This is a genomic window from Mesorhizobium sp. P2_E9 (assembly GCF_056403815.1).
On record NZ_JBFUET010000005.1, the window covers coordinates 174,918 to 201,189 of the forward strand.

The 26,272-nt window shown below is 63.2% G+C and carries 26 protein-coding genes and 2 tRNA genes; 12 read left to right on the forward strand and 16 right to left on the reverse strand.

Going from position 1 to position 26,272, the window contains the following annotated elements; all coding sequences use genetic code 11:
- Positions 1–9 precede the first annotated feature (9 nt).
- Entirely contained in the window at positions 10–1,551 is a 1,542-nt protein-coding gene (locus AC1D05_RS11105) for a SpoVR family protein (RefSeq protein ID WP_477440785.1), read from the forward strand.
- Between the two features lie 116 nt (positions 1,552–1,667).
- On the opposite strand, the gene AC1D05_RS11110 is transcribed toward AC1D05_RS11105, so the two are convergent.
- From AC1D05_RS11110 to AC1D05_RS11120, 3 genes are read right to left on the reverse strand one after another with little or no spacing between them, the layout of a single operon-like run.
- A complete protein-coding gene (locus AC1D05_RS11110; protein ID WP_477440786.1) occupies positions 1,668–2,558 on the reverse strand; it encodes an HlyC/CorC family transporter in 891 nt (296 codons plus the stop codon).
- A gap of 1 nt (position 2,559) precedes the next feature.
- Positions 2,560–3,696 (reverse strand): 3-dehydroquinate synthase, encoded by a 1,137-nt coding sequence (gene aroB, locus AC1D05_RS11115; protein ID WP_477440787.1) that lies wholly within the window; start codon positions 3,694–3,696, stop codon positions 2,560–2,562.
- Positions 3,693–4,304: a shikimate kinase gene (locus AC1D05_RS11120; RefSeq protein ID WP_477223311.1), complete on the reverse strand. Its 612-nt coding sequence runs from the start codon at positions 4,302–4,304 to the stop codon at positions 3,693–3,695. Before AC1D05_RS11120 ends, aroB begins: the two co-directional genes overlap by 4 nt.
- Before the next feature lie 211 nt (positions 4,305–4,515).
- Between AC1D05_RS11120 and AC1D05_RS11125 the strand changes: the two genes are divergently transcribed.
- The 5 genes from AC1D05_RS11125 (at position 4,516) to AC1D05_RS11145 (ending at position 8,466) form a co-directional block, all read left to right on the forward strand.
- On the forward strand, positions 4,516–4,668 hold the full coding sequence (locus AC1D05_RS11125; RefSeq protein WP_015315495.1) for a hypothetical protein: 153 nt from the start codon (positions 4,516–4,518) through the stop codon (positions 4,666–4,668).
- Positions 4,669–4,696: 28 nt separating this feature from the next.
- Positions 4,697–5,614 carry a site-specific tyrosine recombinase XerD gene (locus tag AC1D05_RS11130; RefSeq protein ID WP_477440788.1) on the forward strand — a complete coding sequence of 306 codons (918 nt, stop codon included), beginning with the start codon at positions 4,697–4,699 and terminating at the stop codon, positions 5,612–5,614.
- A gap of 98 nt (positions 5,615–5,712) precedes the next feature.
- Entirely contained in the window at positions 5,713–6,663 is a 951-nt protein-coding gene (locus AC1D05_RS11135) for an acetyl-CoA carboxylase carboxyltransferase subunit alpha (protein WP_477440789.1), read from the forward strand.
- A 223-nt stretch (positions 6,664–6,886) separates the two neighbouring features.
- Positions 6,887–8,218 carry a L,D-transpeptidase family protein gene (locus AC1D05_RS11140; RefSeq protein WP_477440790.1) on the forward strand — a complete coding sequence of 444 codons (1,332 nt, stop codon included), beginning with the start codon at positions 6,887–6,889 and terminating at the stop codon, positions 8,216–8,218.
- Positions 8,219–8,226: 8 nt separating this feature from the next.
- Positions 8,227–8,466, forward strand: a complete 240-nt coding sequence (locus tag AC1D05_RS11145) for a sulfurtransferase TusA family protein (protein WP_477440791.1) — start codon at positions 8,227–8,229, stop codon at positions 8,464–8,466.
- Positions 8,467–8,482: 16 nt separating this feature from the next.
- Here the strand turns inward: AC1D05_RS11145 and AC1D05_RS11150 are convergent, their stop codons facing one another.
- On the reverse strand, positions 8,483–9,598 hold the full coding sequence (locus AC1D05_RS11150) for a CobW family GTP-binding protein (protein ID WP_477440792.1): 1,116 nt from the start codon (positions 9,596–9,598) through the stop codon (positions 8,483–8,485).
- Positions 9,599–9,602: 4 nt separating this feature from the next.
- Positions 9,603–10,769 (reverse strand): D-alanyl-D-alanine carboxypeptidase family protein, encoded by a 1,167-nt coding sequence (locus tag AC1D05_RS11155; protein ID WP_477440793.1) that lies wholly within the window; start codon positions 10,767–10,769, stop codon positions 9,603–9,605.
- A gap of 254 nt (positions 10,770–11,023) precedes the next feature.
- Here AC1D05_RS11155 and AC1D05_RS11160 point away from each other — a divergent pair, with 254 nt between their 5' ends.
- The 3 genes from AC1D05_RS11160 (at position 11,024) to AC1D05_RS11170 (ending at position 13,027) form a co-directional block, all read left to right on the forward strand.
- Positions 11,024–12,187, forward strand: coding sequence for a M20 aminoacylase family protein (locus AC1D05_RS11160; RefSeq protein WP_477440794.1), 1,164 nt, complete (start codon positions 11,024–11,026; stop codon positions 12,185–12,187).
- Between the two features lie 84 nt (positions 12,188–12,271).
- Positions 12,272–12,348: transfer RNA gene (locus AC1D05_RS11165), tRNA-Arg, on the forward strand.
- A gap of 85 nt (positions 12,349–12,433) precedes the next feature.
- Entirely contained in the window at positions 12,434–13,027 is a 594-nt protein-coding gene (locus AC1D05_RS11170) for a cytochrome b (protein WP_477440795.1), read from the forward strand.
- A 15-nt stretch (positions 13,028–13,042) separates the two neighbouring features.
- Here the strand turns inward: AC1D05_RS11170 and AC1D05_RS11175 are convergent, their stop codons facing one another.
- On the reverse strand, positions 13,043–13,477 hold the full coding sequence (locus AC1D05_RS11175) for a YqaA family protein (RefSeq protein WP_477440796.1): 435 nt from the start codon (positions 13,475–13,477) through the stop codon (positions 13,043–13,045).
- Positions 13,478–13,483: 6 nt separating this feature from the next.
- The gene (locus AC1D05_RS11180; protein WP_477440797.1) at positions 13,484–14,992 is read right to left on the reverse strand and encodes a multicopper oxidase family protein; all 1,509 of its coding nucleotides are present in this window, start codon (positions 14,990–14,992) and stop codon (positions 13,484–13,486) included.
- Positions 14,993–15,276: 284 nt separating this feature from the next.
- Here AC1D05_RS11180 and AC1D05_RS11185 point away from each other — a divergent pair.
- The 3 genes from AC1D05_RS11185 (at position 15,277) to AC1D05_RS11195 (ending at position 17,191) form a co-directional block, all read left to right on the forward strand.
- Positions 15,277–15,353, forward strand: a tRNA-Arg gene (locus tag AC1D05_RS11185).
- Between the two features lie 401 nt (positions 15,354–15,754).
- Entirely contained in the window at positions 15,755–16,303 is a 549-nt protein-coding gene (locus tag AC1D05_RS11190) for a glutathione peroxidase (protein WP_477440798.1), read from the forward strand.
- 87 nt (positions 16,304–16,390) lie between these two features.
- On the forward strand, positions 16,391–17,191 hold the full coding sequence (locus AC1D05_RS11195; protein WP_477440799.1) for an SDR family NAD(P)-dependent oxidoreductase: 801 nt from the start codon (positions 16,391–16,393) through the stop codon (positions 17,189–17,191).
- Between the two features lie 68 nt (positions 17,192–17,259).
- Here AC1D05_RS11195 and AC1D05_RS11200 read toward each other — a convergent pair whose 3' ends face one another.
- From AC1D05_RS11200 to AC1D05_RS11240, 9 genes are all read right to left on the reverse strand, one after another.
- Entirely contained in the window at positions 17,260–18,138 is an 879-nt protein-coding gene (locus AC1D05_RS11200; RefSeq protein WP_477440800.1) for an MBL fold metallo-hydrolase, read from the reverse strand.
- 79 nt (positions 18,139–18,217) lie between these two features.
- Positions 18,218–18,721, reverse strand: a complete 504-nt coding sequence (locus tag AC1D05_RS11205; RefSeq protein WP_477440801.1) for a hypothetical protein — start codon at positions 18,719–18,721, stop codon at positions 18,218–18,220.
- 248 nt (positions 18,722–18,969) lie between these two features.
- Entirely contained in the window at positions 18,970–19,323 is a 354-nt protein-coding gene (locus tag AC1D05_RS11210) for a cupin domain-containing protein (protein ID WP_027041788.1), read from the reverse strand.
- 129 nt (positions 19,324–19,452) lie between these two features.
- Positions 19,453–20,346, reverse strand: a complete 894-nt coding sequence (locus AC1D05_RS11215; RefSeq protein ID WP_477440802.1) for a sugar phosphate isomerase/epimerase family protein — start codon at positions 20,344–20,346, stop codon at positions 19,453–19,455.
- 69 nt (positions 20,347–20,415) lie between these two features.
- Complete coding sequence (locus AC1D05_RS11220; protein ID WP_477440803.1) at positions 20,416–21,354, reverse strand: ABC transporter substrate-binding protein; 939 nt, start codon at positions 21,352–21,354, stop codon at positions 20,416–20,418.
- 79 nt (positions 21,355–21,433) lie between these two features.
- The gene (locus tag AC1D05_RS11225) at positions 21,434–22,426 is read right to left on the reverse strand and encodes an ABC transporter permease subunit (protein ID WP_477440804.1); all 993 of its coding nucleotides are present in this window, start codon (positions 22,424–22,426) and stop codon (positions 21,434–21,436) included.
- On the reverse strand, positions 22,423–23,967 hold the full coding sequence (locus tag AC1D05_RS11230; RefSeq protein WP_477440805.1) for a sugar ABC transporter ATP-binding protein: 1,545 nt from the start codon (positions 23,965–23,967) through the stop codon (positions 22,423–22,425). Before AC1D05_RS11230 ends, AC1D05_RS11225 begins: the two co-directional genes overlap by 4 nt.
- Positions 23,964–25,343, reverse strand: a complete 1,380-nt coding sequence (locus AC1D05_RS11235; RefSeq protein ID WP_477440806.1) for an FGGY-family carbohydrate kinase — start codon at positions 25,341–25,343, stop codon at positions 23,964–23,966. The genes AC1D05_RS11230 and AC1D05_RS11235 overlap by 4 nt, the downstream gene beginning before the upstream one ends.
- The gene (locus AC1D05_RS11240; protein ID WP_477440807.1) at positions 25,340–26,122 is read right to left on the reverse strand and encodes a DeoR/GlpR family DNA-binding transcription regulator; all 783 of its coding nucleotides are present in this window, start codon (positions 26,120–26,122) and stop codon (positions 25,340–25,342) included. Before AC1D05_RS11240 ends, AC1D05_RS11235 begins: the two co-directional genes overlap by 4 nt.
- Positions 26,123–26,272: the final 150 nt, after the last annotated feature.

A 26,272-nucleotide genomic window follows, 5' to 3' on the forward strand; every position in this document is an offset into this window, starting at 1 on the left:
GGGGTGCCGATGGCCAGACAAGCCAGCAAATCCAACCTGCTTTTTTCCGGGTCCGACTGGGATTTCAAGACATTGTCGCGGGCCTATGACGCGATAGCGGCAATCGCGCTCGAAGAGCTTCATCTCGATACCTATCCCGTGCAGATGGAGATCATCTCCTCTCAGCAGATGCTCGACGCCTACTCGTCGGTCGGCATGCCGCTGATGTACCGTCACTGGTCTTTCGGCAAACATTTCCTGTATCAGGATTTGCTCTACCGCAAAGGCCGGCGAGGGCTTGCCTATGAGTTGGTCATCAATTCCAATCCCTGCATCGTCTATCTGATGGAGGAAAACACCATGGCCTTGCAGGCCTTGGTGACGGCCCATGCTGCGCTCGGGCACAATCATTTCTTCAAGAACAATCAGCTGTTCAAGCAGTGGACGGACGCTGGGGCGATCCTCAGCTACCTGGACTTCGCCAAGGGCTACATTGTCCGTTGCGAAGAGCGGCATGGCCTCGCCGCCGTCGAGGCTGTTCTTGATTCTGCCCACGCGCTGATGGCGCAAGGCGTGTTCCGCTATCACCGGCCGCCGAAGCTGTCGTCGGAGCGGCAGCGCGAAGGGCTTCGCGAGCGTCTCGAATATGAAGAGCGTTCTTACAACGATTTGTGGCGCACGCTGCCGCCTTCGCGGCAAAGGGTCAACGACAAGGGTCAAGATCCGGAGCGGAAGAAATCGCTCAACCTGCCCGAGGAAAACCTGCTTTATTTCCTGGAAAAGAACAGCCCGGTCCTGGAGCCTTGGCAGCGTGAGATCATCAGAATCGTTCGTGTCATAGCACAATATTTTTATCCGCAGCGGCAAACACAGGTGATGAACGAGGGCTGCGCCACTTTCGTGCACTATACGCTGATGAACACGCTGTTCGACCGCGGCCAGATCAGCGAAGGCGCCATGCTCGAAATCCTGCGCAATCATTCCAACGTGGTCTTCCAGCCCGCGTTCGACGATCCGCGTTTTTCCGGCATCAACCCCTACGCTCTCGGCTTCGACATGATGCAGGACATTCAGCGCATCTCGACCAAGCCGACGGCCGAGGACCGGGACTGGTTTCCCGACATCGCCGGCCACGGCAACTGGCGCGAGATCCTGCTCGAAGCCTGGGCGGACCATCGCGACGAGTCCTTTATCCGCCAGTACCTCAGTCCGGCCTTGATCAGGAAATGGCGTTTTTTTGTGCTCGGCGACACTGCCGACCAACCACATTGTCAGGTCGTCTCGATTCACAACGAGCGCGGCTATGACAAGATACGCGCCGCGCTCGCTCACAGCTACGACGTCGGCGCGAACCGACCTGACATCCAGGTGGTGGATGTCGATCTGCTCGGCGACCGGCATTTGCGACTGCAACACAAGGTCAATGATGGCATCCTTCTCGAGGACGCCAGCCGCGACGCCACGCTTCGTCACATCCGCAGGCTTTGGGGTTATGAGGTCAGCTTGGCGGCCGTCGACGTCGAGACGGGCGCGACAATCCACGAACGTTCGACGAGCCAGATCGCGGAATGAGGCTCCGAGGTTGCGAAGGCTTTCATGACGCCTAACGTGCGCTGCGGTTTTGGGCGTCAATGCATAAAAACAACGGCTTGAAGCGGGCCGCCTGAATCCGTTTCAACGCGACGCGTTCAGGCGTCGCCGGCTGGCCTGATCCTCAACCGGGCGATCCGGTTCTTGTCGCGCTTCATGACGATGAAGCGCTTGCCGTGGAAGGTGAAGGCCTGCTTCTCATCGGGGATCGACTGCGCCTCGTGGATGACGAGGCCGGCAATGGTGGTCGCCTCCTCGTCCGGCAGGTTCCAGTCGAGCGCCCGGTTCAGGTCGCGGATCGGCACATTGCCGTCGACGACGACGGAGCCGTCGGCCTCCTGCTTGACGCCCTGTATATCGACATCATGCTCGTCGGCGATCTCGCCGACGATCTCCTCGATGATGTCCTCCAGCGTCACAAGCCCCTCGACCTCGCCATACTCGTCGACGACGACGGCGAAATGCGCCTTGCGGCGCAGGAAGGCGTTGAGCTGTTCCTGCAAGGTCGTGGTGTCAGGCACGAACCAGGGTTTCGAGGCGATCTTCATCACGTCGATCCTGGAAAAGTCGTTGCCGACTTCGTTCAGCGCACGCAGCAGATCCTTGGCGTGCAGCACGCCGACAATGTTGTCGAGCGAGCCCTTCCACAGCGGCATGCGGGTGTGCGGGCTTTGCAGGATCTCGCGCACCACCGCTTCCGGTGCATTATCGGCATTGACCGAGCGCATGTTGGTGCGGTGGACCATGATATCGGAGACTTCGAGTTCTTCGAGGTCGAACAGGCCGCCAATGCGGTCGCGGTCCTCGCGCACCACCTGGCCGTCGCGGCGGAAATCGTCGACGGCGCCGCGCAACTCGTCCTGGCTCGAGCGCTGCGGCTCGATGCGCGACAGCTCGTAGCCGAACATGGCGAAGAGGCGCGTGCGCACGGCAACGACCAGCAGGATGAGGATGGCAAGAACGGCAACGACGGTCCAGCCATTGCCCATCTCAGCCGGCTTTCCCGTTGGCTGGGTGGTTTTCCCTGAGGAACCACAGCACTTCCGAGGCCGGCACGTCCTTGGCGATGAAGGCCTGGCCGATGCCGCGCGTCAGGATGAAGGTCAGCGCGCCGCGCGACACCTTCTTGTCCTGAGTGATGAAGGCAAGCAGCGCCTCGGCATCAGGCAAATCGCCCGGAATATCGGCCATCCGCCAGGGCAGGCCGACGGCACGCAGATGCGTCTCGACACGCGCGGCGTCGTCGGGGCTGGCGAGGTTGAGCCGCGAGGAGAAACGATGCGCCAGCGCCATGCCGATGGCCACCCCCTCGCCATGGACGAGACGGGTTCCATCATACTGCGTGGCGGCTTCGAGCGCGTGGCCGAATGTGTGGCCAAGGTTGAGCAGCGCGCGGTCGCCGGTCTCGAACTCGTCGCGGGCGACGACATCGGCCTTGGCGCGGCAGGCTTCGGCAATGGCCTCTCCCCTCTCCGACCCGCCGGCGAAGACTTTTTCCCAGTTCGCTTCCAGCCAGGCGAAGAATTCCGGCCGGTCGATCAGCCCGTATTTGGCGAGTTCGGCATAGCCGGCGCGGAATTCGCGGATCGGCAGCGTGTCGAGCACTTGCGTGTCGGCCAGCACCAGCTTGGGCTGCAGGAAGACGCCGACGAGGTTCTTGCCGCGCGGGCTGTTGATGCCGGTCTTGCCGCCGACCGAGGAATCGACCTGCGCCAGCAGCGAGGTCGGAACCTGCACGAAATTCATGCCGCGCCGCACGATGCCGGCGGCAAAACCGGTGAGATCGCCGATGACGCCACCGCCCAGCGCGATGACGACATCGCCGCGCTCCAGCCTGGCGGCCAGAACGCCATCGACCACTGCCTCGAGATGGGCAAAGCTCTTGGTCTTCTCGCCCGGCGGCATCGTAATGACGGTGGGCTGGATGCCACCCTTCTCGAGCCCGGCCTTCAGCGTATCGAGATGCGCGGCGGCAACATTCTCATCGGTGACGACAGCGGCGCGCGTACCCGGCAGGCGGCGCGAAATCTCCTCACCGGCGCGCGACAAAACGCCGGAGCCGATCAATATGTCGTAGGCCCGGTCGCCAAGCCCGACTTCGACGGTAACGGGCTGATCCGCGCTCACGATTCGACCTCGCCTGTCGCTGCAATTTCATCGATGCCGAAATGCCGGCACAGTGCGTCCAGCACCTCGGCGGCGATAACCTCCTTGCGGTCGTCGCGGGTCGGCACGGTGACATCTGATGTCGCGTAGACCGGATAGCGCTCGCCCATCAGCCGCTCCAGCACGGCACGGGGATCGGCACTCTTCAACAGCGGCCGGTTCTGCTTCTTGGAAACGCGGTCCATCAGCAGGTCGAGTTCGGCCTTCAGCCACACCGAGACGCCATGCGCGGCAATAGCCTCGCGCGTCTGCGCGTTCATGAAGGCGCCACCGCCGGTCGACAGAACCTGCGGGCCGTTCTCCAGGACGCGCAGGATGACACGCTGCTCCAGGGCTCTGAACTCGGTCTCGCCATAGCGCTCGAACAGTTCCGGCACGGTCATGCGCGAGACGCTCTCGATCTCCTGGTCGCTGTCGATGAAGGGCAGCGAAAGCATGGTCGCCACTTTGCGGCCGATCGCCGTCTTGCCGGCGCCCATCAGGCCGACAAAGACGATGGATCGGCTGCCCAGCCGGCCAAGCAGCGCGGCGTGGGTCTCGCCTGGAGGATTTGCCTGGTGCGCGTTCATCAGCTGTTTCTTGGGCCCTCTTTGCCGGCGTATCGACATGAAAAGCCGGTTTGCGTCAAGCGTGCCGAGCACAGGCAAGCCTATATCGGCCGGGGGATGCCTGCATCAGAAGTTGCTAACAGGCCTCCGCTTCTTCCTTGAATTGGCCGGATTGGCGTCCCATAAGGGCACAGGGTTTGGAAACGCAGAACAAGAAGACGGGCGAAAATTGATGCCGACACTGTTTCGCTTTGTCGTGACCCTCGCGATTCTGGCCGGCATTGCCTATGGTACGATGTTCGCACTGGTGATGTTCGTCGAGCCGAAAAAAGCGGAGATGAGCGTGCGCATCCCGCCGGAAAAGCTGAACCCCAAGAAAAACTGAATCTCGAAGAAAAACTGATCAACAGGAAATGAACAGCGCCGCCCGCATCGAGGCCTTCCTGGAAATGATGAGCGCCGAGCGGGGTGCTGCCGAGAACACGCTGTCCTCGTACCGCCGCGACCTCGAAGACGCTTCGAGCGAGATCGGTGGCGGGCTCGCCGGTGCGGCCGCCGCCGACATCCGCGCCTATCTCGACGACATCGCAGCGCGCGGCTTCGCGCCGACCTCGCAGGCGCGCAAACTGTCGGCGATCCGCCAGTTCTTCAAGTTCCTTTACGCAGAGGGCCTGCGCGCGGACGACCCGACCGGCACGCTGGACAGCCCGAAAAAGGGCCGCCCGCTGCCCAAGACGATGAGCGAGGCCGACACCGGCCGGCTGATCGACCGCGCCGCAGTCGAGGCCGGCGACACCGGGCTCGGCTACAGCGACAGGCTGGCGGCACTGCGCCTGCATGCTCTGGTCGAAGTGCTCTACGCCACCGGCCTGCGCGTTTCCGAGCTGGTCGGCCTGCCGGTGACTGTGGCGCAGCGCGACGACCGTTTCTTCATGGTGCGCGGCAAGGGCGACAAGGAGCGCATGGTGCCGCTGTCGACTAAGGCGCGCACGGCAATGCGCGCATGGCTTGCCGCTCGGGCCGGGGTGCCCACCTTCGCCGACAGCCCATTCCTGTTTCCGGCAGCCTCCGACAGCGGCTATCTCTCGCGCCAGGTCTTTGCCCGCGACCTGAAAGGGCTGGCGGCGCGCGCCGGCATCGCCTCGGCGAAGATATCGCCGCACGTGCTGCGCCATGCTTTCGCCAGCCATCTCCTGCAGAACGGCGCCGATCTCAGGGCCGTGCAGCAGCTGCTTGGCCATGCCGACATATCGACGACACAGATTTATACCCATGTGCTGGAAGAGCGGCTGGTGCGGCTGGTCAACGATCATCATCCGCTTGCCGACTAGGCCTCATATCGCTATGTGAGGACGACATTTCGCCGCCCGGAGCCTTGGTTTCAACGGTTCCGCAGTCCTTGCCTTCCGAAATATCGGTCCGCCCAAGCATGTACAATTACCTCGATTTCGAAAAGCCGGTGCAGGATCTTGAGCTCAAGATCCTCGAGCTCAAGAAGCTTGCCGAGAACGGCGAGGCGGTGGATGTCGCCGATGAGATCACCAGGCTCGAGAAGCGTTCCCACGACGCGCTGCGCGAACTCTACAAGGCGCTGACGCCGTGGCAGAAGGTACAGGTGGCGCGCCATTCCGACAGGCCGCACTGCGTCGACTACATCAAGGGCCTGTTCAGCGATTTCACGCCGCTCGCCGGCGACCGCAATTTCGGCGAGGACCAGGCGATCGTCGGCGGCTTTGCCCGCTTTCGTGGCGAGCCGATTGCGATCATTGGCCAGGAAAAGGGTTCGGACACGACGAGCCGCCTAAAGCACAATTTCGGTTCCGTGCGCCCCGAAGGCTACCGCAAGGCGGTGCGTTTGATGGAGCTTGCCGACCGTTTCAAGATCCCGCTTCTGACCTTGGTCGACACCGCTGGCGCCTATCCCGGCGTCAGTGCGGAGGAACGTGGCCAGGCCGAAGCCATCGCGCGCTCGACCTCAGCCTGCCTTGGCCTGAAAGTGCCGTCGATCTCGGTGGTCATCGGCGAAGGCGGTTCGGGCGGCGCGATCGCCATCGCCACCGCCAACCGCGTCTACATGCTCGAACATGCCATCTATTCGGTGATTTCGCCTGAGGGGGCGGCCTCGATCCTGTGGCGAGACACCACCCGCTTGAAGGATGCGGCGACCAATATGAAGATCACCGCGCAGGACCTTCTGCAATTGAAGATCATCGACGCCATCATTCCCGAGCCGATGGGCGGCGCCCAGCGAGGCCCCGAAACGGTTATTGCCGCGACCGGCGACCTCATTGCCAAGACGATGAAGGAATTTGCCGGCGCCAACACCGACTTCCGCGAGCAGCGCCGCGAGAAATATCTGGCGATGGGCCGCAGCCTCTGACGACCGCTGACAGCGGAACAAGGCCGTCGGAATGTGGCGGCAATAAGCAATTTCGCCACAAAAATGCCGCCGCATTCGGGTCAATGAAAATGCCGCGAGCGATTGGCCGAGGCTTGTGGTAAGGAATTCTCAAGGTTAACGGGCTTACGGTCCGTCAGTGTTCAGCATGCGGGCTCGGCCGTTTCGAAGCCATTGGCCCGAGGGAAAAGACATAGTCGCATCCATGTTTGCCAAGCTCGCCCGCACCGGAGTCCTCGCCGCCTCGATAGCCGTCGCCGGCTGCAATGATTCGTCGATGAAGGACTTTGCCCCGGAAGCCAACAAGCCGCTGCCGGACAAAATCCTGGCCGACATGAAGGCCAAGGGCATGATCCGCACCTCGTCGGTGATGGCGCGCATCTTCAAAGAAGAGGGCAAGCTCGAGATCTGGAAGGCCAAGACCAACGGTCGCTACGACATGGTGGCGAGCTACGACATCTGCAAATGGTCGGGCAAGCTCGGACCGAAATACACCGAAGGCGACCGCCAGGCGCCCGAAGGGTTCTACACGGTGCGCCCGGCGCAGATGAACCCACGCTCGAACTACCATCTGTCCTTCAACATCGGCTTTCCCAACGCCTATGATAAGGCCAACGGCCGCACCGGCCAGAACCTGATGGTGCACGGCGCCTGTTCGTCGTCAGGCTGCTATTCGATGACCGACGCACAGATCGAGCAGATCTATGCCTTCGGCCGCGACGCCTTCCAGGGCGGGCAGACCGAGTTTCAGGTCGAGGCCTTTCCGTTCCGCATGACCGCCGCCAACATGGCGCGCTATCGCAACGACCCGAATTATGAATTCTGGAAGATGCTGAAGGTCGGCTACGACAATTTCGAGATCACCAAGGTGCCGCCAAAGGTGGACGTCTGCGAGAAGCGCTACGTCTTCAACCAGGTCGCCGCCGACGGCCAGACATTCGATCCGACCGGAGCGTGCCCGGCGACCACGCAGCCGGATTCGCTCAAGAGCGCCTACAACGCCTATCAGAGCACCTACGACGCGGCGTACAACGGCGCGCTCAAGGCCAGCGTGCCGCCGCCCAAGCCGACCATTGCCGGCGTCAAGGAAGCCAGCATCGTCTCCGACTGGTCGAAGCGCCGGGCGCGTGGCGAGCGCGTGCCGATCGATCCGCCGTCGCTCAACAACGACGGCACAGTGACCGAGACGGCGCGCATGGGCCGCATCGATTCGCCAGCGGGCCGCAAGATGGCTGCACTCGACGCCGAGAAAGCCGCCAAGCAGAAGGCCGAGGAGCAGAGGCTGGCCGCCATAGAGGCCGCCAAGCAGGCCAAGGAAGCCGCCAAGGCTCAGGCGCTGGCCGAGAAGGAAGCGGCCAAGGCGCAAGCCGTGGCTGCAAAGGAAGCGGCCAAGGCCGCCAAGGAAGCCCCGGTCGCCACCGCCACCATCGCCGCCCCCGCCGAGGCCGCGCCGGAAGCCGAAACGCAAGCTGCAAGCGCCGATGAGAGCCGGGTGACCAAGCTGAAGAACAAGCTGCTCGGCATGTTCGGCGGCTGAGCCCGGTCTTGGCCGCGGATACCGCTATCTATGACCTCAAGGGCCTGAACTGCCCGCTTCCCGTGCTCAAGGCGAAAAAACGCCTGTCGGGGATGCAGCCGGGCAGCCGGCTGTGGCTCGAAACCACCGACCCGCTGGCGGTCATCGATATTCCCGCCTTCTGTTCGGACGCCGGCCACCAGCTGATTGAAACGGCGGCGATGTTAGGTGGTCATCGCTTTCTGGTTGAACGCGGCGAGACTGTCTGAATTTCGATCTGAACAGCTATCTTCCGGCAATCGCCAGCGGATTGTTTTCCAGCGCCGCGCGGTCGGGCGTGTCGATCGACGGCCGGTTGGTGAAGGCGGCGAACAGCCGGCGCACATAGTCTTCCGGCATGTCGAGTGTGATCAGCACCAGCCGTGTGCCGCGTTGGCCGTCAGGCCAGGCCGGCAGCCTTGCCGGCGGATGCAGGATCTTCTGCACGCCGTGGATAACCAGCGGGCGTGACCGATCTTCCTGCAATTCAATAACGCCCTTCATGCGCAGCAGCTTCTCGCCGTGCGTCGAACGCAACAGGTCGAGGAACATTTCTATGGCTGAAAACGGCACCGGACCATCATGGACCAGCGAATAGGAGCGCACGCGCTGATCGTGTCGGTGGCCATGATCGTGATCGTGGTCATGCCCGTGATCATGACCGTCATGGTGATGGTCGTGATCGTGCGCCGCTTCCTCGCCGAGCCAGCGGCGCACGTCGGCGGATTTGGTGGCGGGATTGTAGAGGCCGCAATCGAACAGCGCCGCCACGCCTGTTTTTGAATTGCCAGCATCAAGCAGTTCGGCACCCGGATTGATCTCCCGCAAGCGGCTCCGCAGTGTTTCGAGGTCACCGGCATCGATCACCAGGTCGGCCTTGCTCAGCACGATGCGGTCGGCGACGGCGACCTGCTTGACCGCCTCGACATGCGCATCGAGCGTGGCATTGCCATTGACCGCGTCGACAAGCGTGATGACGCCGTCAAGCCGGAAGGCCTGGACAAGTGCCGGATGCGCCATGATCGACTGCAGCACCGGCGCCGGGTCGGCAAGACCCGTGGTCTCGACGATGACGCGGGCAAGGCGGGCGATGCGGCCGGTCTGCAGCCGGTCGACCAGGTCGGCCAGCGTATCGACCAGTTCGCCACGCACGGTGCAGCACAGGCAGCCGTCCGAAAGCTGGATGATGCCGTCGGAAGACTGCTCGACCAGCAGATGGTCGATCGCCACCTCGCCATACTCATTGATGATCACAGCCGTGTCGACCAGCGCCGGATCCTTCAAGAGTCGGTTGAGCAATGTCGTCTTGCCGGCACCGAGGAAGCCAGTCAGCACCGAGACAGGGATCGGAAAGCCGCTCATCAGCTTAGTTCGCGGCCTTGACCGGCTGATCACCCTGGGCTGCTGAACCCACCACAGCCGGGTCGGCGCCGGTCGGCAGTGGCTTGTCAGGCCGCCAGCTCGGGATCGGCACGTCGGCATATTCCTGGCCGCCCTGGTCGAGCATCGCCTTCGGCGCCGGACCGGTAGCACCGCCGAGGCCGACGGCAACCAGCGTCGGCACATGGTCGAGCTTTTCCTGATAGGGCGACTTCGGCACATCCTTGGGAGCCTCGGCCGGCGGTGCTTCCGACTGCTCCTCCTTCGTCTTCTTCTTGCAGATCTCGTCATGCATGTCGTTGGGCGAGACCGTGTCGCCGTAAGGCGCCAGCGTTGCGATGGTGGCGGTGCCGGCGGCCGGCGTGTCGAAGCCCTGGTCGAGCAATTTTGCCGCAGCCTCGGCGCGGCTGACCGCCGACTTCTCGCCAAGCACGACCGCGACCAGCGTGCGCCCGTTGCGCGTCGCCGAGCCGATCATGTTGAAGCCGGAAGGGCAGACAAAGCCCGTCTTCATGCCATCGGCGCCGGGATAGCGGCCGATCAGGAGATTGTAATTCGGAATGGCCTTCTTGCCGACGGCAAGGCCCTCGATCGAGAACCACGGCGCATATTGCGGAAACTCGCGGCGGATCGCCATCACCAGCACCGAAAGGTCGCGCGCCGTCGTGTACTGGTCGGGCGAGTAGAGGCCGTTCGGGTTGACGAAATGGGTGCCGTTCATGCCGAGCCGGGTCGCCTCGGCATTCATCCTTTCGGCGAAGGCGGCCTGCGAGCCGCCGACATTCTCGCCGACCGCCATGGCGATGTCATTGGCCGATTTGACCAGCATCATCTTCAGCGCATTGTCGAGCCGCATCACCGAGCCGGGTTTGAAACCCATCTTGCTCGGCGGCTCGCCGGCCGAGTGTTTCGTCACCTTGATCGGTGAATCGAGCTGGACTTCGCCGGCAGCGATCGCCCGGAAGGTCACATAGGCGGTCATCAGCTTGCTCAGCGACGCCGGATACCAGCGCTTGAAGGCATCCTGATGCTGCAGGATCTGGCCGTTCTTCAGGTCGAAGACAACCACCGGATTGGCCAGCGCCGACCCGGCCAGGACCGACAGCATGATTGCGCCAGCCGAGAATAGTTTGAGGAAATGCCTGTGCCGCATGATCGAATCCGAAATCGCCTCTTGCCCTGATTGCCCCTGGCTCCGTAAGATTTCGTTACGTGACCGCCAGCATAATGAGTCCGACCCTCAAAAACGGACCGCATTGGTGCGGTGCTATTTACCCTATGTGACGCCAACATGGCAAAGTGCCTGACAATCACAATTCCAAAACCCCGGGCACAATTGTAAAACCCGGGCACAATTACAAAATACCAGGCTGAAGCCGGCTGCTCCAACGACGAAATGGAACCATCATGCCAATCCTGAACCGCGCCGCCGAAATGCAGGACGAAGTCGCCGGCTGGCGCCGGCATCTGCACCAGACACCGGAACTGAACTTCGACGTCTTCAAGACGGCGGCTTTCGTCACCGAAAAGCTGAAAGAGTTCGGTTGCGACGATGTGGTCACCGGCCTCGGCAAGACCGGCGTCGTCGGCATCATCCGCGGCCGCCAGGGCGAAGGCGCCACCATCGGCCTGCGCGCCGACATGGATGCGCTGCCGCTCAACGAAATCACCGGCAAGTCCTACGCCTCGACCGTTCCCGGCAAGATGCACGCCTGCGGCCATGACGGCCACACGGCGATGCTGCTGGGTGCTGCGAAATACCTCGCCGAGACGCGCAATTTCGCCGGTTCCGTGGCGGTGATCTTCCAGCCGGCGGAGGAAGGCGGCGGCGGCGGCAACGAAATGGTCAAGGACGGCATGATGGAGCGCTTCGACATCGCAAAAGTGTTCGGCATGCACAACATGCCGGGCCTGCCTGTCGGCCAGTTCGCCATCCGCCCGGGCCCGATCATGGCAGCGACGGCCGAATTCACCATCACCGTGAAGGGCCGGGGCGGCCATGCCGCGATGCCGCATGGCACGATCGATCCGATCGTCATCACCAGCCAGCTGGTCGGTGCGCTGCAGACGATCGCCTCGCGCAGCACCGATCCGGTCGAGGCCGTGGTGGTGTCGGTGACCAAATTCCATGCCGGCGACGCCTACAACATCATTCCCGAATCGGCCGAGATCGCCGGCACCGTGCGCACCTTGCGCAAGGAGATCGCCAAGAAATCCGAAGAGCGCATCCGCACCATCTGCGACGGCCTGGCGACCGCGTTCGGCGCCAAGATCGAGGTCGACTACCAGGCAAATTACCCCGTCACCTTCAACCATGCCGAAGAGACGGTCTTTGCCAGCGACGTCGCGGCCAATGTCGCCGGCGACGCCCAAGTCCACCGCGGCATCCAGCCGGTGATGGGCGGCGAGGATTTCTCCTACATGCTGGAAGCTCGCCCCGGCGCCTTCATCTTCATCGGCAATGGCGACACTGCCGGCCTTCACAACCCGAACTATGACTTCAACGACGAGGCCATCCCGCACGGCATGAGCTACTGGGTGAAATTGGCGGAAACCGCGCTCGCCGCCTGAGGCCTGCTGCCAAAGAGCCGGCCGATTTGCGTTCGGCCGGCCTCTTGGCGAAACGATCCGAAGCGGCTATGTGTCGGGCTGCGTGGTCCCGTAGCTCAGTAGGATAGAGCGGCAGATTCCTAATCTGTAGGTCACAGGTTCGATTCCTGTCGGGATCGCCATGCATTTTCAATGGCTTAGCGAAGAAGCACCGTACCTTTTTTGCGAAATCAAGTCCGTTGGGGAGGACGAAGACATCACGCCCTCATGCACACCCTTGATAGACGTCGAGCCGTCGAGGTGAGAGAGGTCCCTCGCCCGCATTGGCATTTCGGCATTCGTCTGCTGCATTGGCTGACCGTGATCGCGCTCGCGGCGCAGATCGCCATTGCCTTCGGACCGATGAGAGGGCCGGGGATGACGATGATGAACCGGCTGCCGATTCACATGTCGATCGGCGTGACCATCCTGGCCATCATCGTCCTCAGGCTTTGCTGGCGTAGCTTCACCCGGGCCCCTGTCAGGCCAACCTCACGATTCCTGCGGTTTGCGACGGCTTTCTTCCACATGTTTCTCTACATCACGATCCTCGCCGTCCTGATAACGGGGTGGCTGGGCTACCGGCCAATGCCCTTCATGCCTCCCGCACGCCTTTTCGGAAGCCTGCCTGTACCGTTGGCACCATCCGTCGGCACGCTGTCAGCAAGGGGCTTCGCGTTCGTCCATGCCAAGCTGGTCTGGATACTGCTTGGGCTTGCCGGTGTTCACGCCCTGGCTGCCCTGGCGCATTTCGTGCTGTTGCGCGATGGTGTCATGCAAAGCATGGTCTTCGGCCGTTCGAACACGGCCTCTCGTGAATAGATGATGACCGGCTGATCACGCCGTCGCCCACAACCCTCCCGCAATGATCAGCGCATAGCGTGCGGCCTTGCCTATCGCGACAAGAGCAACGAACACGCCGAGGTTCACGCGTGCGGCACCCGCCGCAAGCGTGAGAGCATCTCCGACAACCGGCAGCCACGCAAACAACAGTGTCCATTTGCCAAAGCGCTGGAACGTTCTGCATGCCTGCTCATAGCGATCGGGAGTGACAGGGAACCAGCGCCTGTTCCGCAGCGTGTCGATGCCATGCCCCAGAATCCAGTTCACCACGGAGCCGAGCGTATTGCCGATCGTGGCAACGGCAAGGAGCAGCGCGGGATCACCACGGCCGGAGACGACAAGGCCGGCAAGCACCGCCTCCGACGAGACCGGCAGGACGGTTGCGGCGAGGAACGCGCTGATGAACAACGCGCCATAGAGCGCCACCACGCCGGACTATGCCTGCACGTCGACAATACCCATCATGCCGAGCTGCTCATGCTCGAGGATGTGGCAGTGATACATCCTCGGCCCCGGCCGGTCCTGCCGCAACAGCAGCCGCACCGTCTCTCCGCGCGCGACATTGACGGTGTCTTTCCAGGCGCGATAGGCCGGCTTTGATATGCTGCCGCCACGTTCGTGCTCGATCACCTGGAACTGCGTCCCATGCACATGGAATGGATGATCCATGTCCGCCTCGTTGACGATCTCCCAGAGTTCGACCTCGCCTGCCTTGGCGATGACGTCGATGCGGTTCATGTCGAATGCCGCGCCATTGATCAGGAACCCCATCTCCATGCCGCTGGCGTTCATGGTCATGGTTTCGGTGAAGACGAAGCGCCGGCTGACGACAGGAGTGCCGAGCTGCGCGATCGGTCGCAGCCTGTCGGGCAGTGGCGGAACCGGGGCCGCCTCAGTCTGCGAGACATTGACCGTCAGCAGCGTCAGCCCGGCATCGGCAGGCCGCCCTGGACCCATCCAGCCGCGGTCATAGTCTAGCGTGGTAAGCGTCGCCACGCCGGGTTTCTCGAAAGAGACGACCAGTTCAAGCCGTTCCGCCGGGCTGAGCAGGATGTCCCCGGCTGCGACTGGGGCCTCCAGCAGACCGCCGTCCGTTCCGATGATCGTCATCGCCGCAGCGCCAAACGAGAGCCGCAAAAAGCGCGCGTTGGTCGCATTGTAGAACCGGAAGCGCCGCTTCGTGCCAAGGGGGACCATCAGTGTCGGATTCTTCTGTCCGTTGACCAGCACATGGTCGCCGACGCGCCCGTTCATCAGGTCCGTCATCGTATTGTCGGGCAAGGTGCCATCGGCGGCAAGGCGCAGGTCGGTGAAGACGAGCACGGTGTCGCCATAGGCGGCCGGGATCGGATCGGCCTTCGGCTTGACGACGAACGCGCCGGCAAGGCCGCGATAGACCTGCTCGGCCGTCTTGCCGTGCGGATGCGGGTGATACCAGTAAGAGCCGGCGCTGCCTTCCGGCAGGTCGAAACTGTAGATGCGATCGGTGCCGGTCGGGACCGGGTCCATCGGATTGCCGTCCTGGTCGGCCGGCACCGGCATGCCGTGCCAGTGGATGGTGCTTGGCTCGTCCGCAATCCGGTTGGCAAAGCTGATCTCGACGCGGTCACCCTCGACCGCCTCGATCAGCGGCCCGGGGCTGGTGCCGTTGTAACCGAGGATCGGCGTGTCCAGTCCTTCCGCAAAACGCACCGTGGCGGATCCGGCTGTCAGCGTTGCCTTGAACAGGCCGGGCGCACTGGCTTCGTTCGCCAGCAGGGGCAATTCACGCAACGCCTCGCCTTCAGGCAAAACGGCCGCGCCTTGCCGCGCCGCGCCCATGTCGTGGCCTGCTTGATCGCCCATATCCATGCCGGGCATGGCGTCCATCTTCATCTGGGCAACGGCACGCTCGCTCACAAGAACCGTCGCAAGACCTGCCGCCAGAAAACCACGCCGATGCATCTGTCGTCTCCTCGATCAGCCGTTGAACTAGAGCAATGGCAGGAAAGGTGTGAACCGGTCTCCGTCCGGAATTGCGTCAAAACAAAGTAATAGAGCCTCGCCGTTGCCGTGAAACGGCGAACAACTCTAGAGGCGATCCTGAGAAGACTGCCGATTCCCGGCTGGGTCAATGCGGCGTTTGGGCCGCATGGCCGGCCCAGCGTCATGGCTGCCGGAAAGCTCGTCGACGATCGAGCAGCGCGGGCGACCATCACACCTCGAAGTGGCTATGTGTTGGGCCGCGTGGTCCCGTAGCTCAGTAGGATAGAGCGGCAGATTCCTAATCTGTAGGTCACAGGTTCGATTCCTGTCGGAATCACCACGCATTTTCAAACGCTTAGCGAATTCGCACTTTACCTTTTGCCTTGAAAGCTGGCCGTCGCAGGTTTCGAGGTGGCAATTCCTTTGCCAAGATGCTCGGCGTGATGATCGGAAGCAATGCCGCCCTCTCGTGGTCTTCCGGAAGGCTCTCGCTGTGAAGAGCCAGCGGTATGGCTATCCAGCTGGGATCAATCAGATGATCTCAGCGCCGGTTTGCGAGGTACCAAGACCCCGTTTGCGAATGAGACTGGAAGCATCGATGCGGCCCGACCCGCCACGGCAGCGAACATGGGGCTGTTTCTCAAATGCCCGGCAATCTGGTTCTGGAGAGCTGCTTTCCTTGACGGGAACGACAAAGGCACCAATGTACGAGAGCGATATTGCATGCAGGGAATTTTGCCTATGACAGCCTCGATCTACGACATTCCATTCAGCCGCGCCGATGGCTCAAACACGAGCCTTGCCGAACATGCCGGCAAGGTCGTGCTGATCGTCAATGTCGCCTCCAAATGCGGCTTCACCAGGCAATATGACGGGCTGGAAGCGCTCTACCGGTCGCATCGCGACCAGGGCCTGGTGGTGCTTGGCTTTCCGGCCAATGATTTCGCCGGCCAGGAACCAGGCACGGACGCGGAGATCCAGGACTTCTGCAGGCTGACCTACGGTGTAGAATTCCCGGTGCTCGCCAAGATCGCGGTGAAAGGTCCCCAGAAACACCCGCTCTATCAGGCCTTGATCGAGGCACAGCCAAAGGCTGTCTTCAAACCGGGTAGCACGCTGCCCAGCCGACAGGGCGGAAGCAGCGCTTCGCGCACGTCAGACGAAGTCAGTTGGAACTTCGAGAAGTTTCTGGTCGATCGGAAGGGGACCGTCGCCGGCCGCTACGGCTCCGACATCGAGCCGCAGGATCAGGTGATCGTCGACGCTATTCGCAAGTTTCTGGCGATCTGACGCCCGAAACCAATACCGGGCATCCGTCGATCCAAGACTGCGCAATAAACACCACCGCGTGCCCCTATCGTCCGAGGAAAACAAGCCATGGATCTGCACCTGAACGGCAAACGCGCACTGGTCACGGGCGGCAGCAAGGGAATCGGCCGCGCAATCGCCCGGCAACTGGCGCTTGAAGGCGTGGATGTCGTCATCGCGGCCCGCAAGGCGGCCGATCTGGACGTCGCTGTACGCGAACTGGCGGCCGAGACTGGGCGCAAGATCGTCGGACTGACCGTCGACACGCAGGACGACGGCTCCGTGCGGGCGCTGGTGGCGGGAACGGTCGCAGCGCTCGGCGGCCTCGACATCCTGGTCAATGCCGCGGCAAAGCCGGGCGGCCAGGCACCGCCGCCAAAGCTGGCCGAGATCACCGACGATCTGTTCTGGGATGACGTGGACGTCAAGGTGATGGGCTATCTTCGCACAGCACGCGAGGCGGCTCCCCATATGGCCGCCGCCGGTTGGGGGCGAATCATCAACATAAGCGGTCTCGCCGCGCGCCAGACAGGCTCGATCATCGGCTCGATCCGCAATGTCGCGGTCGCGGCCCTGACCAAGAACCTGGCCGACGAATTGGGGCCGAAGGGGATCAATGTAACAGTGGTCCATCCCGGTCTCACTCGCACCGAAAAGACCGCTCCCCTTGTCGCAGCCCGCGCCGCGTCGGGCGGTGTGGCGCCTGAGGAAATCGAACGGCGTCTGGCCGCCAATGTCACGATCGGCCGCATCGTCGATATGTCCGAGGTCGCCGACGTTGTTGCTTTCCTGGCCTCACCTCGGAGCGTTGCCATCAACGGCGACGCGATCGCCTGTGGCGGCGGGGCAATGGGTTCTATCCACTATTGACGTTGGTGGCGGCCGAGCAGCGGCGGCGGTCCATCCGGCGCTGCTCGGCCCGTCACACAGGAGACGCCCTACTCGCTCGGCGCCCATTTGAAGTGATCGCCGTCCTTCTCGATGTGGCCGACACCCGGGAACGGGAAGTGCGGTGCGAAGATCATTTCGTGGTCTTTGGCCAGTTTCGCCAGCGTCTTGGCCCTGTTCTGCTCCGCTTCCGGCTTGTCGCCGTCGAAGGCCACGGCCCAGTCCGGCTTGGCGAGCGAAAGGATCGAGCTGTGCACGGTATCGCCGATATCGAACAGCCGGGCCTTCCCGGATTTGATCTGGTAGCCGACATGGCCCGGAGTGTGGCCCTTGAGTGATACGGAGGTGATGCCGGGCGCCACCTGGGTGCCGGCCTTGGAGGGTTTCACATGGTCGGCGATGACCTTGACGATGTCGGCCACGTCCTTGTTGGACTTGGCGAAATTCCACTCTACGTCCGACATGCGTATCGTGGCATTGGGGAAGGCCAATTTGCCGTCCTTGACCAGCCCGCCTATATGGTCGGGGTGAGAATGGGTGATCAGGATCTCATTGACTTCGCCGGCTTTGAGCCCCGCTTTTGCCAGACTGTCCTGCAGCGCGCCGCCGACACCGGTGTCGATCAGGATGACGCTGTTCTTCGATTTCACCAGCAAGGCGTCGACGCTCAGCGTGATGGTATCGGTCGGCGCCCCCGCTGCCTTGAGCACATCGCCGACTTCAGCAGGGCTGTGGTCGATGCCGAAGGTCTTGCCATCGTTGGGTTTGACGAACTGGGCGTCGTGCAGGGCGACAATGTCGAGCTTGCCGAGTTTGAACGACTTGGCATCCGGCTGCTGTGCCGGCATCTGCGCCATTGCCAGCCCTTGATGGAGGACCATCAAGGCCGTCATGGCCAACAGCTTGGTCGTGGAGTCGAACCTTCTCATACAAACTATCCTCTAGCTGCGGAGGCGCGACCGTATCGGAACACCGCTGGTGCGGCAGACAATTCCGGAGCCGGGCTGATCACAAATTCGCTAGGGGATATAGGTCCTGAAGATGTTCCGGCAACGGCAGTCCATTGCCGATATCTGCTTGCTCGGAAGACTCTATCTGCTGGCACAGCGCGTACGCCTTCTCCAGCGCCGCTTCGGCATCCTTGTGCGTTTGCTTCTTCATGATTGCCTCGGCCTTGCCGATGACGCAGTCGAAGTAAGCATCATCGTCATCAGCACGGGTCATGTCTGTCATCACTGCGGTGGCAAGTATGGCTACGGCAATGAGCGTAAGCAGGCGCACTGGCAGCCGGACCTCGGACTGATTTGCATCATGGCCTGCCGTCGTCCCCTCAGAAGTTGCGGGCCGATAGACCAGCCTGACAACCAGCACAAAATAGCCGATCTGCAACAAAATTGCGCTGGCGGCGGCCCATGCAAGGGCGGCCCATAGCGAACCCGTTTTGAGATAGGCCGAGATCGCGGCGGATACCGACGTCGTGGTCATTCCAATGAGGAACTGTGGAAAATACATCTTTGCCAACCACCGAAAGGGCCCGACTTCGCGGTAAGGCGACGGGGCCGTGGATCAAGGCGGCTTCCCAGCCGCGTTGCCACAGGAGCAAATGCCATGCCAGACCTCCTGACCCATTACGGTGCATTGGTCATCCGAAGGCCGATTGCCAGGCAAAAGCAGCCGGAGCCAATGCGGCAAAGAAAAACCCGCCATGGCAAACCATGGCGGGTTTCTTGTTGCTTCGATTGCGATCGAGCTTGGCAGGCTCAGCCAACCCTGACCACAAAATGCTTGGTCACCGGCTCGATGATCTTCCAGGTTCCCTTGAAATCGGCTTCCACCACGAAGGCGTCGCCGGGGCCGACTTCGACCGGCGTGCCGCCGTCAGGAGTGATGATGATGCGGCCGGCGATCATGTGCACGAACTCATAGTCGGTGTAGGTCGCGTGATAGGTGCCGGGCGACGCCCGCCACGTGCCCGAGATGACCTTGCCGTCCGCGGTCGTGTGCTGGACGGCGGTCTGCATGGTCGGGTGGCCCTCGACCACGATCCAGCCAGGCAGGTCGCCGGCTTCGGCGTGTTCGACGGGGCCGAATTTGAGGATCGTCTTGTTCGTCATGCCTGGCTCCTTCTGCTTCATGTATCGCAGAGGGTCGGATAGCCCATGCACATGACGGGAGCAATGCATGCCGCGTGAGAACGAGCGGCGTTCACGCAGCTTGGGAAGTCCTGCTGCCCGGGGGCCGCCCTACGGCTTGTGCTGGGCCGAGACCAGTTCCGCCTTGCGCCGCGCCGTCTCCAGCCCGAGGCCGATGAAGGCGCGGGCGTGCTTGGCGAGCGCCATATTGTCGGTCCACAGATTGCGCCAGATCGCGGTCTTCTTCGACAGGTTCTCGTCGACGATCTCCGACGAGAAGGATTCGAAGCTGAGATCATCGGCATAGCCGATCGCTGTCAGCGCATCGAATATCGCTGCGAAGTCGATATTGCCGGTGCCGAGAAAGCCGCGATGGCTCTCGCCGATATGGACATAGCCGATCTTGCCCGCGGCGTGGCGGATGGCCAGCCCGACATCGGCCTCCTCGATGTTCATGTGGAACGTGTCGAGATGCAGGAAGATGTTGTCCGAACCGGTGTCCTCGATGAAGGCGAGCCCTTGCGCTACGGTGTTGAGCAGATTGCTCTCGAAGCGGTTGACGATTTCGAGATTGAGCGTGACGCCGGCTGCCTTTGCCGTCTCGGCGACCTTGGCCAGCGCTGCGGCGCTGCGATTCCATTGATCGCGCGTCGGCGCCTCGACCTGCAAGCCGTGGCCGGTCGACAGAATGCCGGCGACCTTGCGGCCGCCAAGGTCGCGCGTCAGCGCAATGGTCTGGTTGAGGATTTCGACACCGCGCGCGGCAACCGCCTTGTCGGCGCTCGATATGTCGCCATCAGCGGGCAATCCGATGCTGATCGCCATGCCGAGACCGAGATCGGCGATGCGCTTGGCAAGCCCGCCAATGTCGACATTAGCCGGGTCGAGATAGGAGAATTCGATCAGCTCGAAGCCGGCCTCCCTGGTGTTGGCCAGCGTGCGTTCGAGCTCGCTTTGCGCCGAGCTTGCCGACCAGACGAAAGAATGGATTCCGATGCGCGACATGATCGTCTCCGGTTAACGGCTATGAGGATGAGCGCGGCCGGATGAGCCCGGCCGCGCTTGTTGGAGTGATCAGCGGGCCGCGGTCCAGCCCTTGTAGTCCTTCAGGTTCTCGGCGGTGATCAGCTTGGGATCGAGCAGCACGATCGGCTCCGCCGGCTTCTTGCCGGCGAGCAATTCAGCCGCCATCGTCAGCGACTGGCCAGCCATCACATAGGGGTCCTGCGAGGCCGAGGCCTTGATCATCGACTTGCCGGAAGAGAGCTCCTTTTCGATATCGGGCGCGCCGTCGACCGCGGTGAAGATGAACTCCGAGCGGTTGAGCTGCTTGGCGGCGAGCTGGGCGCCGATCGCTGTCGGATCGTTGATGGCGAACACCGCGTCGATCTTGTCGAAGCGGGTCAGCAGCGACTGGAACACTTTCAGGCCGCCATCACGCGAGCCTTCGGCGTTCTGGTCGTCGGACAGGATCTTGATGTCGGCATGCTGCGCAAGCACGTTCTTGCATCCCTTGACCCGCTCCAGGATCGACGACGATGCCGGGCCGTTGAGGATGACGTAGTCGCCCTTGCCGCCGGTGTGGTCGACCAGATACTGGCAGGCCTCCTCGCCGGCCTTGACGTTGTTGGTCATCACGGTGACGTCGGCGCCTGGCGCCGAGACGTCGAAGGCGGCAACGATGATGCCGGCAGCTTGTGCCTTCTTCACCGCCGGCGCGATCGCCTTGGCGTCGACCGCATTGAGCATGATCACGTCGACGCCTGCGGCGATGAAGGAATCGACCTGCGAAACCTGCTTGTTGAGGTCATAGTCGGCGGACACCGACGTCACCTCGACCTTCGGATTGATCTTCTTGGCCGCGTCCTCGATGCCCTTGATGGTGGCGACGAAGAAGGGGTTGCCGAGCAGGCCGACCGAGATGCCGACCTTGTTGAGGTCCTTGGCCGATGCCGGCGCGATGGCGACGGCCGCGAAAGCGGCGCCGCAGAGCAGTTTGGTGATGGTCTTCATTACGCTTACTTCCTCCGATGCACCGCGCCTCTCACGGTGCGTTACACATGCCGGTCGTTGATGCCGGCGACCAGGTCACTCACGTTCTCGCCCCTGCCTGGAGTCGGTAGCGGTCGAGGGCGACCGCCACGATGATGACCAATCCCTTGATGATGTACTGCCAGATGTCCGAAACACCGGCCAAGATGAGCCCGTTGGACAGCACCGCGATGATCAGGCCGCCGATCAGCGTGCCCCAGATCGAGCCGACGCCGCCGACGAAACTGGTGCCGCCGAGGATGACGGCGGCGATGGCGTCGAGTTCGTAGGACTGGCCGAGCTGCAGGCCGTTGGCGGCGTAGAGCCTCGCCGCCGACATGGCGCCGCCGAGGCCGGCGAGCAGGCCGGACACGCCATAGACGAAGAGCAGCACCAACGGCACCTTGATGCCGGTCAGCCGCGCCGCCTCGGCATTGCCGCCGACGGCATAGATCCAGGTGCCGAGCACGGTGCGCTTGAGCACCAGCCAGGACAGCACCACCACGGTGAGCGCGATGACGACCAGCCAGGGGATGCCGAACAGCGAACCATTGCCGATGAAGTCGAACGGCAGGTCCGAATTGAACACGGTCGTGTCCTGCCCGAGCAGGCGGGCAACGCCGCGCACGGCGGTCAGTGAACCCAGCGTGACGATGAAGGGCGGCAGCCTGATATAGGCGACGAGCAGCCCGTTGATGAGGCCGAAGCCGAGACCGGCCAGAATGGCCGCCGGCACGCCGAGCATGCCCCAGTCCGGCACCAGCGACACCATCACCGCCACCATCGCCGCGGCGGCGAGGATGGAACCGACGGACAGGTCGATGCCGCCGGTCAGGATGACGAAGGTCATGCCGGCGGCAAGCACGATGTTGATCGACGATTGCTGCGTGACGATCAGCAGGTTGGTCTCGGTCAGGAAACGCGGATTGATGAACTGGAAGCCCGCTGCCAGCAGCACCAGCACCGGCAGCATGCCGAGCGCGGCAAAGGCCGTGCGCAGCCGCCGGCTCCTGACCGTCGCCTGATCCACGCTTGTCGTCATTCTGTCGGTCATCCCTTGGCCGCTCCCGTCGCAAGTTCCATGATCGCCTCCTGGCGCAGCGGCTCGCCTTCGGATGCCGTCACCTCGCCTGCGATAGCGCCGTCGCGCATCACCAGCACACGGTCGGCGACGCCGATCACCTCGGGCAATTCGCTGGAAATCATCAGGATGGCGATGCCGCTGTTGGCGAGATTGTCGATCAGCCGGTAGATTTCCGACTTGGCGCCGACATCGACGCCGCGGGTCGGCTCATCGAGGATGACGACCTTCGGCTCGGTCTCCAGCAGCCGGGCGAGCAGCACCTTCTGCTGGTTGCCGCCCGACAGCGAGCCGGCACTGGCCTGCGCCGAGCGGGTGCGGATCGACAGGTACGCGATGGCCTTCGCCGCGCGCCTGTCGGCGGCGCTGAAGTCGCGAAATCCGCCAGCCCGCGCATCCCTGGCCAGCACGCCCATGCTGATGTTGTCGGAAATAGACATGTCGAGGAACAGGCCGAGTTCCTTGCGGTCCTCGGTGAGGTAGGCGATGCCGGCATCGAGCGCCTCGCGCGGCGAACCGATGGTGACAGGCTTGCCGTCGAGTTCCAGCGTGCCTGATGTCCGCCTGTCGGCGCCGAAGATTAGCCGGGCGAGTTCGGTGCGGCCGGAGCCGACGAGACCCGCCAGCGCCAGCACCTCGCCCTTATGCAGGTCGAACGAGCAGTTCTTCAGCAGACGGCCGTCGGACATGCCGCGCACCGAGAGCGCGACGGCGCGCTTTTCGTCCGGCGGGCGATGGTCCTTCTTGTAGAAGGCAGAGAGATCGCGGCCGACCATCATCGACACCAGCCGCGAGGCGTTGAGGTCGGCGCGCTCCAGCGTGCCGACATAGCCGCTGTCGCGCAGCACGCTGACGCGGTCGGCGAGCTGGTAGACCTCTTCCATGCGATGGCTGATGTAGATGATGGCGATGCCTTGCGCCTTCAGCGTCGCGATCACCTCGAACAGCCGGTCGGTCTCGCGCGAGGTCAGCGACGTGGTCGGCTCGTCCATGACGATGATGCGGGCATTGGTCGACAGCGCCCGGGCGATCTCGACCAGCTGGCGCTCGCCGAGCGACAGGCTGGAAACCAGCGCACGCGCCGAGAAGGAGACGCCGAGCCGCGCGATGATGTCGTTCGCGCGCCGGCTGCACTGGTCGCGGTCGACGATGCCGAAGCGCCGCGGCTCGTTGCCGAGGAAGATGTTCTGCGCCACCGTCAGATTGGGCGCCAGCGACAGTTCCTGATAGATCACCGCGATGCCGCTGGCGCGCGCCTTGACCGGATCGCCGGTCGCGGCGAGCACGCCATCGATCAGGATCTCGCCGCCTGTATCCGGACGATAGGCACCCGACAGCACCTTCATCAATGTCGACTTGCCGGCGCCGTTTTCACCCATCAGCGCATGGACTTCACCGGCGTGAACGGACAGCGACACATCCTGCAAGGCACGGACTGCGCCGAACGTCTTGGAGATGTGGCGCATCTCCAGCACCGGCCGGCGCGCCGTCTCGGTCTTGGCCGTCGCGATCATCGCGCGCCTCCCGCCGTCTTGGCGACGCTACCGTGCCCGGCAACGAGATCGCGCCAGCCATCGCGGTAGCCGGCGAGGCCACCGAAGCGCGTCGCATGCACCGGCTCCGGCGCCTCGGCGGCAAAGTCGCGGCCGACGCTTTCGAAAGCGAGTGCTGCCGCCCCCGTGGCGCTTCCTTCAAGCGAAGCGCCCTGCAGAAAGCTCTGGCCGGGGCGCAGTTGCGCCAGCAGCCCGGCCAGCAGGCCGCCCGTATTCAGCCCGCCATCGACGATGACGGTGTTTTGCGAATGGATCAGGTCGAGGCAGAGATCGACCATCAGCGCCACATAAAGCAGCGCCACGGCCGCGCGTTCTCCGGCATCGGGCGTGCGCCCGACCAGCCGGCCGGGACGGTCCGGCATCGGCCCGCCCGGCGCGAAACCCGGCATCGCCATGATGCCGGCATCGATCACTTGTTGGATCGAGCCATGCGGGATCGCGCCTTGCCAGCCGCCGCTAATGGTGGCGAATTCGCGACCGCCCATGAAGCGGATGGTCGGCACCGGGCCGCCATCGACATCGACATTGACCAGCATGTCGCGGTCACGGTCGAGCACGTCCAGCGGGCAGTCGGGATTGAGCACGATGACCCAGGTGCCGGTCGAGACGACGGTCAGCGGGCCAAGCTCCTGCCGGCGATAGGCATAGAGTGCCGCATTCGAATCGTGGACCCCATTGTGGATGGCGATTGGCCGCGCCGCGTCGCCAAGACGCCGCTCGCCGATGACCGCGCCGGCGCGCGCGAAGGCCGGCATTTGGCCGCGCCATCCCTCGGCATCGACCAGCGAGGAAAAGTCACGCTGGCGCGGCGCCCACAAATGCGAATGGCAGCCAAGATAGGACACTTCGCTGACCGGCCGGCCACCGAGGCGCCAGCTCCAGTACTGGGGATAGCCGAGGATCGATGTCGCCGTCGCGAACGCGCCGGGATCGACCGCCTGCAGCCACAGCATGTGACGGCCATAGTTGAAGCCGAGCGGCAGGCGCGGCGAGAAGGTCTCGGCGAAATCTGGAATGCGGCGATCAATTTGGGCAGCGATTTCGGCCGGCGGCTCCTGCTCGTAGTCGAGTATCGGATGCGTCAGCGCCGTGTCGTCCACCAGGGCAAAGGTGCAGCCATGGCCCGACACCATCACCCCGTCCAAGCCATGGTTTTCGACCACGTCGGCGAGGGCACCGAGCGCCCAATCATGGAGTTCGGCCTCGTCGAGCACGCTGAAACCGTTTTGGCGCGTCCATTTCGGCTGGGTGCGGCGCTCGTCGAGGATGAGTCCGTCCTGGCCGAAGACAAACAGCTTCGAATTGGTCTTGCCGAAATCGAGCACCGCCACTTTCACGGGACGGCTCCCGAGGTAGAGGCAATCCGCACCATGACGCCGGCGTCCTCTAGCATGCGCGCGTCGGCATCGGAGAGGCCGTCGTCAGTCACCAGCGTGCCGATGCGCGACAGCGGCAGGGCGACATTGCGGGCGTGGATCGACAGTTTGCGGCTGTCGGCCAGCACCACGATCTGGTCGGCGCAGAGGCTGAGGTCGACAATGGAGCGCACCAGCAGCGGATGCGATTCCAGCAGCCCCTCCTGGTTGAGGCCTTGCGCGCCGAGAAAGAATTTCGAGGCATAGAAGGGCGTCGCCTGGGTCAGGGAATGGATGATGCCGGGCTCGCGATGCAGGTCGCCGCCGGCAACCGTCAGGCTGCAATGGCCATGGTCGCTGAGATAGGCTGCGAGCGGCATCGAATTGGTGTAGAGGCGGATGTTGCGGTCGGCGAGCTTGACGCCGAGATGGAAACACGTCGAGCCGCCATGGACGATGACCGCGTCACCGTCCCGCACCATGGTCGCTGCAAGAGCGGCGATCTGCCGCTTGGCCTCGACCGCAAGGTCGCGATTTTCGTCATAGGGCCGGGCATAGGCAACGCCCGCCTGTGAAGCGCCATCGAGCGCCGAGATGCCGCCATAGACCTTCCGCGCCTCGCCGGCCTCGTCGATCCTGTCGATATCGCGCCGCACCGTCGCCGCCGAAACGCCAAGCCGCTCCTGCAGCTCGCGCACCGAGGCGAACGGGCGGTCCCGCAGCAATTCGACGATCTGACGCTGGCGGCCGAGGTCGCTCAACTTTTTCCTCCCAATGCCATTTTTTCATGGCAATTGGCGCAACTTACTCAACATTAGTCAGATTGCAAGCCAGTTTTGACGATAGTAGATCACTGTTGACGTAGATCACTCATATCTGCGATATCAGCGCCAACAGCGGCCCGGGCGACG